The organism is Amycolatopsis kentuckyensis (assembly GCF_041679295.1).
Lineage (GTDB): Bacteria > Actinomycetota > Actinomycetes > Mycobacteriales > Pseudonocardiaceae > Amycolatopsis > Amycolatopsis kentuckyensis_A.
In genome coordinates this window covers 1-11652 of sequence record NZ_JBGDMD010000031.1, presented here as the reverse complement: position 1 = coordinate 11652, position 11652 = coordinate 1, and the positions used below count along the sequence as shown (strand labels likewise).

General features: G+C 71.2%; 12 protein-coding genes. 2 read left to right on the top strand and 10 right to left on the bottom strand.

Translation table 11 applies throughout. The features are described 5' to 3' along the window. Nucleotides 1-347: 347 nt before the first annotated feature. Genes ACERZO_RS50090 through ACERZO_RS50070 form a run of 5 tightly spaced genes read right to left on the bottom strand, consistent with a single transcriptional unit; the run spans nucleotide 348 to nucleotide 4326 of the window. The gene (locus ACERZO_RS50090) at nucleotides 348-761 is read right to left on the bottom strand and encodes a hypothetical protein (RefSeq protein ID WP_372673123.1); all 414 of its coding nucleotides are present in this window, start codon (nucleotides 759-761) and stop codon (nucleotides 348-350) included. 4 nt (nucleotides 762-765) lie between these two features. Then, the gene (locus ACERZO_RS50085) at nucleotides 766-1377 is read right to left on the bottom strand and encodes a VOC family protein (protein ID WP_372673122.1); all 612 of its coding nucleotides are present in this window, start codon (nucleotides 1375-1377) and stop codon (nucleotides 766-768) included. Between the two features lie 29 nt (nucleotides 1378-1406). Beyond that, on the bottom strand, nucleotides 1407-2177 hold the full coding sequence (locus ACERZO_RS50080) for a 2-keto-4-pentenoate hydratase (RefSeq protein ID WP_372673121.1): 771 nt from the start codon (nucleotides 2175-2177) through the stop codon (nucleotides 1407-1409). Next, nucleotides 2174-2620, bottom strand: coding sequence for a nitroreductase family deazaflavin-dependent oxidoreductase (locus ACERZO_RS50075; RefSeq protein ID WP_372673124.1), 447 nt, complete (start codon nucleotides 2618-2620; stop codon nucleotides 2174-2176). The genes ACERZO_RS50080 and ACERZO_RS50075 overlap by 4 nt, the downstream gene beginning before the upstream one ends. Continuing rightward, entirely contained in the window at nucleotides 2620-4326 is a 1707-nt protein-coding gene (locus tag ACERZO_RS50070; RefSeq protein ID WP_372673120.1) for an acyl-CoA dehydrogenase, read from the bottom strand. Before ACERZO_RS50070 ends, ACERZO_RS50075 begins: the two co-directional genes overlap by 1 nt. A gap of 235 nt (nucleotides 4327-4561) precedes the next feature. Between ACERZO_RS50070 and ACERZO_RS50065 the strand changes: the two genes are divergently transcribed. Next, nucleotides 4562-6169, top strand: a complete 1608-nt coding sequence (locus ACERZO_RS50065; protein WP_372673119.1) for a DEAD/DEAH box helicase — start codon at nucleotides 4562-4564, stop codon at nucleotides 6167-6169. 148 nt (nucleotides 6170-6317) lie between these two features. Here ACERZO_RS50065 and ACERZO_RS50060 read toward each other — a convergent pair whose 3' ends face one another. The 5 genes from ACERZO_RS50060 to ACERZO_RS50040 all read right to left on the bottom strand — a co-directional run bounded on the left by ACERZO_RS50060 (nucleotide 6318) and on the right by ACERZO_RS50040 (nucleotide 10573). After that, nucleotides 6318-7259, bottom strand: coding sequence for an acyl-ACP desaturase (locus ACERZO_RS50060; protein ID WP_372673118.1), 942 nt, complete (start codon nucleotides 7257-7259; stop codon nucleotides 6318-6320). Nucleotides 7260-7389: 130 nt separating this feature from the next. After that, nucleotides 7390-7755, bottom strand: coding sequence for a DUF1761 domain-containing protein (locus ACERZO_RS50055; protein ID WP_372673117.1), 366 nt, complete (start codon nucleotides 7753-7755; stop codon nucleotides 7390-7392). A 77-nt stretch (nucleotides 7756-7832) separates the two neighbouring features. Further along, complete coding sequence (locus ACERZO_RS50050; protein WP_372673116.1) at nucleotides 7833-8717, bottom strand: ABC transporter permease; 885 nt, start codon at nucleotides 8715-8717, stop codon at nucleotides 7833-7835. Further along, complete coding sequence (locus ACERZO_RS50045) at nucleotides 8704-9495, bottom strand: ABC transporter ATP-binding protein (RefSeq protein WP_372673115.1); 792 nt, start codon at nucleotides 9493-9495, stop codon at nucleotides 8704-8706. Before ACERZO_RS50045 ends, ACERZO_RS50050 begins: the two co-directional genes overlap by 14 nt. Before the next feature lie 13 nt (nucleotides 9496-9508). Beyond that, nucleotides 9509-10573: an ABC transporter substrate-binding protein gene (locus ACERZO_RS50040; RefSeq protein ID WP_372673114.1), complete on the bottom strand. Its 1065-nt coding sequence runs from the start codon at nucleotides 10571-10573 to the stop codon at nucleotides 9509-9511. Nucleotides 10574-10852: 279 nt separating this feature from the next. Between ACERZO_RS50040 and ACERZO_RS50035 the strand changes: the two genes are divergently transcribed. Continuing rightward, the gene (locus ACERZO_RS50035) at nucleotides 10853-11236 is read left to right on the top strand and encodes a hypothetical protein (RefSeq protein ID WP_372673113.1); all 384 of its coding nucleotides are present in this window, start codon (nucleotides 10853-10855) and stop codon (nucleotides 11234-11236) included. Nucleotides 11237-11652 lie beyond the last annotated feature (416 nt).

Sequence of the window (11652 nt, the reverse complement as noted above, 5' to 3'; positions counted from 1 at the left end):
CCCGCCCCACCTCACGCGACCCGAATGCACGTCCCCAAGCCCCACCCCGCCCCGCACGCCATGACCCATTCCAGTCACCTGACGCTAGGGCTCCGGCAGTCGGGCGGGGCGATGCTCCGCCCAGCACCACCGCCCACGGAACGCTGGACCGAAGAGACGCTTCGACAGGATGCCAAGCGTCGATGGTCATCAACGACTCGTTCATCGCATCCGGCGAGGTAAACGACCCGCTCACGACGTCACCGGCCGCCAGACCGACCACACCGATCCGACTTCGCCGGAACCCTGTGGGAGTGGCGGGGCAACTCCCGGGGAGGTCTTCGCCGACAGCGCCGGAATGCACCGGCTCAACGGAGCGCGACGAGGCCGATGGCGAACAAGGCCGCCGGCACCACCGCTGCCGACCCGCTGATCAGCCACATCCCGCCGCGCCAGCCCATCGGGGACGCGTCGAGCACCAGCCGCCGGACCAGGGCCGCCTCCACCACCGCCGTCAGCAGGAAGCCGATGCCGACGCTGAAGATCGCCGCCGCGCCGACGAAGAACAGGCCTGATGTCGATGCCGCCGCGAGCGGGGCCGCTACCTCCCACCGCACCAGCCCCGCGGCCGCCGCGAGCAGGGCCAGCAGCAGGACGAACGCCACCAGGAAGCCGATCCGCGCGGTCGTCCGGTGCTGGGCGTGCGCGAACCACCAGAACCCCGCGTCGAGCAGCAGGACGACCGCGGCGAGCACCAGGAACCCCGCACGGAACGTCAGCACCCGATCACCCTAGCGACACCTGGCTCATGATCGCGGTCGCGTGGCCGTCGGGGTCGGTGAAGAACGCCATCCACTCCTCCACCCCGGACTCGTGGCGGAAGATCAGGTGCGGCGCGCCCAGGAACTCGACGCCTCGGTCGCGCAGCGCGTCGTACGCCGCGTCGATGTCCGGGACGCGGAAGTAGAGCACCGACTCCGTGCCCTTCGGCTCGCCGGCCGTCAGGAACAACCGGACGCCGTCGCAGTCGAAGAACGCCAAGTCCCCGAACGTGTACAAGTGCGGGAGGCCGAGGACCTCGCCGTAGAACTCCTTCGCCCGGTCCAGGTCCGCGACGGTCCGCGAAACCTGCCCGATCGGTCCCAGCATCGGTTCCTCCTCGGAAGCCCGGCCGAGCGCGCTGTCCGCCGGGGCGCCGCGCCACGCGCGCAGCTCGGCGCGCCCGGTCAGGCCGAGCTTGCGGACGGCGTTGCCGACGTGGAACTTGACCGCGTCCCGGCTGGTGCCGCGCCGCCGCGCGATTTCGCCGTTGGTCAGGCCGTGGCGGACCGCGTCGACCACCCGCCACTCGGCGGGGGTCAGCCGGTCGGGGTGCCGTGGCCTGCCGCGCTCGCCCACGCGCCGACGATAGCCCCGGATCCGCCGAATTACCCTCCCCCGGCGAACCGCACCTCGACGCTGCCCAGGGCACCGAAGTCCGCGACGACGTGGCCGCCGGCGTGGATCGGGCACGGCGGGGTCGCCGTCCCGGTCGTCACGACGTCGCCCGGGCGCAGGGACCGGCCGTGGCGGCTCAGGTCCATCGCCAGCCAGTGCAGCGCCAGCCGCGGGTCGCCGAGCACCAGGCTGCCGCTGCCGCGCGAGAACTCCTCGCCGTCGGCGTGCAGGACGACCGGCTGCCGCGGCAGGTCGAGGTCGCGCCAGCCCGGCACCGGCCGCCCTTCGACGAACCGGCCCGCGCACGCGACGTCGGCCAGCAGCTGCGGGCCGCCCGCGTGCTGGTGGTCGGTGTAGCGGCTGTCCGGCATTTCGAGCGCGAGGAACATCGTGTCGACCGCGTCGAGCACCGCGGTCAGCGACGGCGACGACCCCGGGTCGGCCTTGAGCCGGAAGGCGAACTCGGGTTCGGCGACCCCCATCGTCATCGTGTCGGCCGGCACGAGCGAACCCTCGGTGTGGCGGAACCGCTCGAACATCACGCCGGGCAGCGGGCCGGGGACGTCGAGGTACTGCCGCGCGTACGCGGTGGTCGCGGCGATCTTCCAGCCGGACACCGGCCCGGCCAGCTCGGCGAGCGCGGCCTGCGCGGCCATGCCCTCGGCGGTGTCGCGCGGGCGGGCGTCTTCGGGCAGTCCGTCGAGGCGTTTCCCGGTCTGCCACGCGTCCCAGATCAGCTCCGCCGCCCGCTCTCGGTTCACGCCCGTGATCTTGCCAACCGGAAGACCGGGTGTCGATCGGCTTCCGCGACGAAGGCATCGGCGGAGTCGCCGAGCTTCGCGTCGAAGAACGGGGCCGTGACGGGGATCTTGCGGACGTACGCGCGCAGCACCGGGCCGGCCGTCGCGGCGTCGGCCTCCTCGACCGCCCACGTCTCGCGCCGGCGGCCGCGCCGCAGCCGGGCGGTCGGGTCGGCGCGCAGGTTGTGCACCCAGCCGACCTGCCCGTACGGCGAGACGAGCCAGCGGTCGCCGCCGACCTCGAGGACGTTGACCGGCGTGGTGCGGTCGGCGCCGCTGCGGCGCCCCCGCGTGGTCAGCAGGAAGCCGGTGCTCCCGTTGATCGGGATCCCCCGCTCCAGCAACGCCTTGACGAGCACGTTCGCGGCTTTCCGCGTCACGCCGAGCCGGTACTCCCTGGCCATCACGGGGTCATAGCGTAGACCCCGGAAAGCGCCCGGACCCGCGCCCAGACGTTCTCGAAGCGCCCGGCGTCCACCACCGGCTTGCGCAGCGCGGCCAGGGCGATCGCCTGCTGGGCGTCGGTCGAGCTCGCCTTGCCGTTCAGGTCCACCGCCGCCGCGCTGAAGTCCTGGACCAGCACCGCGAAGATCTGGTCAACGACCTCGTCGTCCAGGCCGGTGATCCGCGCCTGCTCCAGGATCAGCTGGCCGTACACGATGAGCGTGAACAGCTCGGTCAGCGCCAGCCCGAAGTCGAGGTCGGCCTGCTGGGCCTCGTCCGGCGCCGCCTCGGTGAGCAGCTTGACCAGGTAGCCCGCCTGCTCGGTGAACAGCGCGACGTTCGGGATGTCCTGTCCTTGCGCGTACGCGGTCTTCCAGTCGTGGAACCGGATCTTCGACAGACCGCGCGCGGGACCCTGGCGGAAGAGGAACTCGTCGTCCGCGGCGTCGGTGCGCGTGCCGACCGGCGCGTACTCCTGCGGCGCGAACAGGTACGCGGGCATGAACTTCGCGATCAGCGCGAGGTTCACCGCCACCGTGCCTTCGAGCTTCGGCAGGCCGTCGATGTCGTTCTTGGACATCGCGAGGTACGTGTCGGCCTCGAACCCCTTCGCCGCGACGACGTCGGCGACCAGGCCGATCACCTTCTGCGCCTCGGTCGTCACCTTCATCTTGGTGATGGGGTTGAACAGCAGGTAGCGCCGGTCGTCCGGGTTGGCGCTGCGGAAGTAGTCGACGGCGCGGTCGGAGAACAGTTTCATCGCCGTCAGCCGCGCGTAGGCCTCGACGAACTCGCGGCGCACGTGCGGGAAGTCCGTGACGGGCTTGCCGTACAGGACGCGGTTGTGCGCGTGCGTGATGGCTTCGTACAGCGAGTGCGTCGCCATGCCGATGCCGCCGAAGCAGAGGTTGAACTTGCCGATGTTGACGGTGTTCAGCGCGGCGCTGAACGCTTCGGCGCCGACGTGCAGGATGTCCTCGGCGCGCACCGGGTAGTCCTCGAGCCGGAACTCGGCGACGTACATCTGCGACGGCACCACGTTCTTCACGACGTGGTAGTTCGGGTGCTCGGAGTCGGCGTAGAAGAAGACGTACTGGCCGGGGCCTTCGACGCCGTCGATGCGGCCGAAGACCGACACCGTGCGCGCGCAGTTACCGTTGCCGATGTAGTACTTCGAGCCGGTGGCGCGGTAGCCGTCGCCGTCCTTGGTCAGCACCATGTCCGACGAGTAGATGTCGGCGCCGTGGTCCTTTTCGGACAGTCCGAACGCGCCGACGCCGCCGGCGTCCAGGGCGTCGGCCGCGCGCTTGCGGGCGGCGTCGTTGCCGCTCTGCCACACCGGGCCGAGCCCGAGGATCGTGACCTGCCAGGGGTACCAGTAGTTCAGGCCGTAGAAGCCGAGGATTTCCGACAGCGCGGCGACGCGGCTGGTGTCCCAGCGCTTGTCGGGGTTGCCGCCCGCGTTCGCGGCCGGCGTCAGGAACGTCGAGAACAGGCCTTCCTTGCCCGCGAACTCGAGGAAGTCCGCGTAGAAGACGCGGTCGTGGTAGTCCTCGGTCAGCTTCGCCTTGCCGCGCTGTTCGAACCAGTCGATGGTGGCGCGCAGCAGGCGCCGCGTCTCGGCGTCGAAGTGCGCCGGGTCGTACTCGCGCGGGTTCAGCAGCATGGTCGTCCTCCTCGATTACCGACCGGTAACTTAGCAAGACCCCCTACTGCGGGCAATCTCACTGGGGATACGTCACCCTCGTTCGGTACACTGATCTTGCGGGCCGCTCAGTTCTGCCTCGGCCCGCTGCTGTTGTCGACTACCACGCGCCGCGGCCGTTGACCGGTCTGCGCCGGGCAGGACAACCCTTCTCAGGTTATGGAGACCAGGGCGTTTCGCGCGCCCGCACGTACTTATGAGCACTTTCGCTGAACTGGGCCTGCCGACTCCCCTCGTGGCCGCACTGGCCACGCAGGGCGTCACCGAGCCCTTCCCCATCCAGGCGGCGACCCTGCCGCACACCCTCGCCGGGCGTGACGTGCTCGGCCGCGGCCGGACCGGCTCCGGCAAGACGTACGGCTTCGTGCTGCCCGTGCTGGCCCGCCTCGCCGCGGGCCCGACGCGCCGCAAGCCCGGCCGTCCCCGCGCGCTGATCCTGGCGCCGACCCGCGAGCTCGCGACGCAGATCGAGGCGTCCATCCTGCCGCTGGCCAGGCCGCTCGGCCTGAAGACGACCACCATCTTCGGCGGCGTCAGCGCGAACCCGCAGATCACGAAGCTGCGCGACGGCGTCGACATCGTCGTCGCCTGCCCCGGGCGGCTCGCCGACCACATGCGTTCCGGGCACGTGAAGCTCGACGCGATCGAGATCACCGTGCTGGACGAAGCCGACCACATGGCCGACCTGGGCTTCCTGCCCGAGGTGCGGCGGATCATGGACGCGACGCCGTCGCGCGGCCAGCGGCTGCTGTTCTCGGCGACCCTGGACAACGGCGTCGACGTGCTGGTCAAGCGCTTCATGAGCGACCCGGTCACGCACAGCGTCGACTCGGCGCAGTCGCCGGTGTCGACGATGGAGCACCACGTCCTGCACCTCGAGGAGACCCACCGGCTGCCGGTGCTGGTCGACCTGACCGCGGCGCCGGGCCGCACGCTCGTGTTCACGCGGACCAAGAGCCGCGCGAAGGCGCTGACGCGCAAGCTGAACGCTTCGGGCGTCCCGGCGGTGGAGCTGCACGGCAACCTGGGCCAGAACGCGCGGACGCGCAACCTCGAGGCGTTCTCTTCGGGGACGGCTCGCACGCTCGTGGCCACGGACATCGCGGCGCGCGGCATCCACGTCGACGACGTCCGGCTGGTCATCCACGCGGACCCGCCGGTGGAGCACAAGGCGTACCTGCACCGCTCGGGCCGCACGGCGCGCGCGGGCGCGTCGGGCACGGTGGTGACGCTGATGACGGACGCGCAGGTCCGCGACGTGCGCGACCTCACGCGCAAGGCCGGCATCAAGCCGACGACCACCCAGCTCGGCCCGGGGCACCCGCTGCTGGCGGAGCTGGCGCCGGGTGAGCGGACGTTCTCCAAGGCGCCGGCGGTGGACAACCGGCCGAAGAAGGTGACGGCTTCGGGCGCGGCGCCGGGTGCGGGCCGCGGCCGCCGGGGTGCCGCGCCGAAGGAGAACCGCGGCGGGCAGCAGGCCCGGACGCGGCGCGAGGAGCAGCCGCGTTCCGGCCGTTCCGGCGGCGCTTCGGGTGGTTCGCAGCGCTCCGGCGCTCCGGCCGCTTCGGGCGGCGCCCGCCGGTCGGGCGGCACGGCTTCCGGCGGTTCGCGACGCTCGGGCGCTCCCGCTTCGGGCGGCGCTCGCCGGTCGGACGCACCGGCCTCGGGCGGCTCCCGGCGATCGGGTGCCCCTGCCGGCGGCGGTGCCCGGCGTTCGGGTGCACCGGCGACGGGTAACCGCTCGGGCGGCGCGGCGGCGTTCTCTTCGGGCACCCGCGCGGGCTCGCGCCGCACCGGCCGCTGATCCTTCGACTCGGCATAAGGCCGCTCCGGAAATCACTCCGGGGCGGCCTTCTCCGTCCTGCACCCGCCTCGGAGGTCTTGAATGAGTCATTCAAGACCTCCCCAGTCCTGAATGACTCATTCAGGACACGCGGGGCGAGCCGGGGCCGTCAGATCGCTGGGATCCCGCGAGCGGCGGCCCGGGCGGCCGCGGCGTCGCGGCGCTCCTCGAAGCGCGCGGCCTGGGTGTTCAGGGTCTTGAGGAACGCGGCGAGCTCCTCGCGCGCGGTCTCGCCGACCTGGCCGAAGCCGGTCCGGTCGAACACCTTCCAGTACCGCAGCAGCGGCTGCACGACGTCGTCGTGGTGGATGCGCAGGTCGTAGATGCCGGCCTTGGCGATCAGCGCCGCCTTGCGGGCGAAGCTCGGGATCACCGCGCCGGGCATCGCGAAGTCGAGGACCTCGTCGGTGATCGCGCGCATCGTCGCGTCCGGGGCGATCTCGAACGCCGCCTTCACCAGGTTGCGGTAGAAGACCATGTGCAGGTTCTCGTCCGTGGACACGCGGGTCAGCAGCTTCTCCGCCAGCGGGTCCTGGGTGTAGCGGCCGGTGTTGCGGTGCGACAGCCGCGTCGCGAGCTCCTGGAACGAGACGTACGCGCAGACCCGCAGCAGCGGCTTGTCGCCGGTCTCGTAGCCGGCCTGCATGGTCTCCATGCGCATCCGCTCGAGCTCGACCGGGTCGACCGCCCGCGTCACGAGCAGGTAGTCGCGGATGCAGATGCCGTGCCGGCCCTCCTCCGCCGTCCAGCGGTGCACCCAGGTGCCCCAGGCGCCGTCGCGGCCGAAGGCGCGCTCGATCTCGCGGTGGTAGCTCGGCAGGTTGTCCTCGGTCAGCAGGTTGACCTCGAGCGCGGTCCGCGCGATGGGCGACACCCGCGACTGCTCCGGGTCCCACGCCTCACCGCCGAGGTCGGCGAAGTTCCGGCCTTCGCTCCACGGCACGTACTCGTGCGGCATCCACTCCTGGGCGGCGGCGAGGTGACGGTTGAGGTTCTCCTCGACCGTCCCCTCGAGCTCGTACATCAGCGCGGTGCTCTCGGAGACGGTCATGCGCACGTCCTTCCGGGGGTCGGGGCTACGCGACCGTAAGTTACGGTGCCGTAGGTACCGTCAACGAACACCGCCCGGGCATCGTTCCGTGAGCGCCGTCACCGGCCGGGGCCGACCTCACGGACGGACGTCATCCCCACACCCCCAGGACCAGCGCCACCACGGCGATCTTGGCCAGCCAGTCGCCGGCGTGCAAGGCGGCCAAGCGGACGGGGACACCCTCGTGGAGCACCGAGCCCGCCAGGATGACCACCGGGAAGCCGGCCCACACCAGCGCCGCCAGGCCGAGCAGCGGCCATGAGGTCGCGGCCGCCAGGACCGCGAACACCACGACCAGCGCGAGCGTCCGCCCGAACTCCGCGCCCATCCGCCAAGGCGACGGCTTCGCCGCGGCGCCCGCGGCGCTGAGCTGGGCCCAGACCTTCCCGAACAGCGTGTACCAGACCGAGCTGACCACGAACGCCGCAACCGACGCCACCAGCACCGCGAGAACCATCGCCCAATCCCTTCGTCGAATTTCGAAGGGGACGTCGACGCCGAGAACCCGGCTTCGACATCAGGTGGCGAAGATTTCTAAAGCGACGAGGTCAGCCCGCGAGCCCGCAGCACCGCCCGCTCCAGCGGACGGAACACCAGCAGTTCGATCCCGATCCCCACCAGCAGGATCAGGAAGATCGCCGCGATCACCGTCTCGATGCTGTTCAGCGACGACCCCTCGTTCAGGTACGCGCCCAACCCCACACCCAACTGCGGCGACAACGCGATCAACTCCGCCGCCATCAGCGAGCGCCACGAGAACGCCCAGCCCTGCTTCAACCCCGCCAAGAACCCCGGCAGCGCCGCCGGCAGCAGGATGTGGCGGGCCGACGACAGGCGGTTCGCGCCCATCACCTGGCCCACCCTCGGGAGGATCGGGGGGATCTGGTCGATGCCGGACACCAGGCCGTTCGCGATCGACGGCACCGAGCCCAGCAGCACCACGAAGTAGATCGCGCCGTCGTTGATGCCGAACCACAGGATCGCCGCCGGGACCCACGCCACCGACGGCAGGCTCTGCAGCCCCGTCAGCAGCGGCCCGATCGCCGCCCGGACCACGCGGACCTTCGCCACCACCAGGCCGAGCGGGGTGCCGATCAGCACCCCGGCGACGAAGCCGAGCGCCGCGCGGTGGACCGATGTCCAGACGAAGCCGAACACCTGGCCGTCGACGACGATGCTCCAGAACTCGTTCCACACCGCGATCGGCGCGGGCAGCTGCGCCTCCGACCAGAACGCCGCCGCCCAGAGGACCTGCCAGACGACCACCAGCAGGACCAGCGCGAGCACCGGGGGCAGGAAGCCCCAGGCGAAGCGTTTCCAGAAGCTCGGACGGCGCTCGCCGATCGGGGCGTCGAGCGAGTCCAGTCCGGCGCCGACCGCGTCGAGGTCGTCTTCGGCGGACTGGTCAAGCTGCGGCATGGGTGCTGATCACCTCTCGCAGGTGCCCGGTGATTTCCTCGGTCAGCTCCTCGGCGTCGGCCAGCGGCACGTCCGTCCACTCGCGCACGACCCGGCCCGGCCGCGACGACAGGAGCACGACGCGCTGCCCGAGCCGCACGGCCTCGCGCACGTCGTGGGTCACGAACAGCACCGACGTGCCGGTGCTGCGGTAGACGCGCAGCAGCTCGCCCTGCAGGACGTCGCGGGTGATGGCGTCGAGCGCGGCGAACGGCTCGTCCATCAGCAGCAGCGCCTGCTCCGGGTCGCCGCCGACGCGCAGGGTCGCGGCCAGCGCGCGGGCCAGTGCGACGCGCTGGCGCATCCCGCCGGACAGCTCGTGCGGCCGCTTGCCACCCGCGCCGGTCAGCCGGACCAGGTCCAGCAGCTCGGCGGCCTTTTCGCGGCGCTCGGCGCGCCCGAAGCCGGCCAGCCGCAGCGGCAGCTCCACGTTGCGGGCCGCGGTCAGCCACGGCATCAGCGCGGCCTCCTGGAACATGACCGCGGGCCGCGACGTGTTCAGCGTGATCTCCCCCGCCGACGGCGCGTCGAGCCCCGCGACCAGGTTCAGCAGCGTGCTCTTGCCGCAGCCGGACGCACCGAGGAGGCAGACGAACTCGCCGGGCGCGACCGTGAGGTCGACGCCGTCGAGTGCGACGACCGCCCGGCCGGCCGGGCCGAACGTCTTGCGGACGCCGTCGAGCCGGACCGCGGTCGCGCCGGTGAAGCTGCTCCGGCCGGTCGGGAGGGTCGTGGTCATCGCTGGGTGCCTCTCACTTGGCGAGTTCGGGCGCGTTCACGGCGGGCTGGTTCTTCTCCTTGAGAACGTCGTTGAGCGGGCCGAAGTCGGCGAAGCCCTTGAGCGCGACCGCCGACTTGACCACGCCCGCCGTCACCGAGTCCTGCGCGAGCTGCGGGAACTCGGCCGGGATCGGGTCGGTGGTCAGCTCGATGTTCGAGAACGCCCGGTCGATGACGCCCTGGCTCAGGCTGCTGCCGGCGAACTCCTTGAGCGCGCCGTTGACCACGGTCTTCGCGTCCGCGGGGTTGGCCTTGGCCCAGTCGATCGCGGCCAGCTGGCCCTTCAGGACCGCCTTGACGGTGTCCGGGTGCTGCTGGAGGAACTCGCTGCGCACGATGACGACGGTGGTCGGGAAGCGGCCGCCCGGCCACAGGGTCTTCTCGTCGACGAGGACCTTCGCGCCGGCGTCGAGCACCAGCCGCGACGACCACGGCTCAGGCAGCCAGCCGCCGTCGAGCTCGCCCTTCTTGAAGGCGTCGAGCGTCTTCGAGTTGTCCAGGTTGGTGATCTTGACCTGGTCGGTCAGCTGCTTGCCGGCGAGGAACTTCTTGAGCGCGACGTCCTGGGTGTTGGCCAGCTGCGGCGTGGCGATGGTCTTGCCCTTGAGCTGGTCGACACTGGTGATGTCCGGCTTGACGACGAGCTGCGCGCCCCCCGAGACGGCGCCCGAGACCAGCTGGATGGTGCCCTTGGACTTGGTGAAGGCGTTGATCGCCGGGCCGGAGCCGATGAAGGCGATGTCGAGCGAGTTGCCCAGCAGCGCGTTGACCTCGTCCGGGCCGGCGTTGAAGGTCTGGGTGGTGAGCTTGGTCGAGCCCAGCTCCTGCTTGAAGAAGTCCTTCTTGACCCCGATCAGCGCGGGCGCGTGGGTGACGTTCGGGAAGAAGCCGAGCCGCACCTCGGCGGCGGTTCCCTGGTTCGCGGCGGGGGCGGCGGTGGTTTCCGCGGCGCGGGAACAGCCCGCGAGCACGCCCACGACGGTCAGGGCGGCCAGCGCCGAGGCCAGGAAGCGGGGGGTTCTGCGGTGGGTGCGCACGTCGGCGTCGCCTTTCGGGGTCGGTGTCGGGGCGAGGTTCGCACGGTCACCCACTAAGGCGCATAGCCATCCGCATCCCGGGAAATCTTGTGAGATTCCTTGACATCGGTGGCTGGGGAGCCGTATGGGTCGCCGTCCTCGTCCTTTGGTGCCGGGAAGCATGCGCGAAACGCGGGGTTCCGGTGGATGTTCCCGGTATCTGGACGTTTCTTCCCGGCGCGGGCAACCTGCCGCGTCACCCGGACGTGGTACGAGTGACCGACCGATTGGGGAGGAAACATGACGAGCCGACGGGGCCAGGGAGCCACCGGCGTCCGCGTGGCGCTGGTCGTGCTGTTCATCGGGATGGGCCAGGCGACGTTCGAGTGGTTCAGGTCACTCGGCATGGACGCGGTGACGAGCCTGGTGGTGTGGGCGATCCCGGTGCTGACCGGGGCGGCGGTGACGCTGGTGCTTTGGGTGGCGTCGGACCGCGCGTTCGCGTTGCGCAATTGGCTGCCGGTGGCGGTGAGCATTCCGGTCTACCTGGGCGGGGCGTTCGGGTTGGCCACCGCGACGGCGAGTTTGGTGGCTTCGGTGGTGACCGGAGTCGGGTTCGGGATCGCGGTGGTGGCGGTCGCGGGACTGCTGCGCTCGCGGCGCCGCTCGGAGGCTCGGAACTAGGCGGCTCGAGTTGTCCACAGCCCGGGCGTGATGGGGATAAGCACGCCCGGGCTGTGGTTTCAGGCCGGTTTTTGTCGGACGGGGTCGATACGCTGGAAGCGGGCAGGCCCCCAGGGAGGGCGGGGCTCCGGCAAAGTCGGGTGGGGCGATGCTCCGCCCGGCACCACCGCCCGCGGAACGCCGGGCCGAAGAGGCGCTTCAGCGGGACGCCGAGCTTCGGTGGTCGTAAACGACTCGTTCATCGCATCCGGCGAGGTGAACGACTCGTTCATGCCAACCGCCGCCTGAACGACTGCCCACCGCCTCGCCTCGCCACAAAGGCCGACGCCAAAGGCGAGAGGTCCCCGAGAACGTGCACCGACGAGGACCCAGACTCCCCCGCACCCCGATCCGAAGCCAGAACACGGCCGGCAGCG

Coding starts and splice junctions, on each gene's coding strand:
- ACERZO_RS50075 (WP_372673124.1), bottom strand. CDS start 2,620: ATGGCCAGGGAGTACCGGCTCGGCGTGACGCGGAAAGCCGCGAACGTG.
- ACERZO_RS50070 (WP_372673120.1), bottom strand. CDS start 4,326: ATGCTGCTGAACCCGCGCGAGTACGACCCGGCGCACTTCGACGCCGAG.
- ACERZO_RS50065 (WP_372673119.1), top strand. CDS start 4,562: ATGAGCACTTTCGCTGAACTGGGCCTGCCGACTCCCCTCGTGGCCGCA.
- ACERZO_RS50060 (WP_372673118.1), bottom strand. CDS start 7,259: ATGACCGTCTCCGAGAGCACCGCGCTGATGTACGAGCTCGAGGGGACG.
- ACERZO_RS50055 (WP_372673117.1), bottom strand. CDS start 7,755: ATGGTTCTCGCGGTGCTGGTGGCGTCGGTTGCGGCGTTCGTGGTCAGC.
- ACERZO_RS50050 (WP_372673116.1), bottom strand. CDS start 8,717: ATGCCGCAGCTTGACCAGTCCGCCGAAGACGACCTCGACGCGGTCGGC.
- ACERZO_RS50045 (WP_372673115.1), bottom strand. CDS start 9,495: ATGACCACGACCCTCCCGACCGGCCGGAGCAGCTTCACCGGCGCGACC.
- ACERZO_RS50035 (WP_372673113.1), top strand. CDS start 10,853: ATGACGAGCCGACGGGGCCAGGGAGCCACCGGCGTCCGCGTGGCGCTG.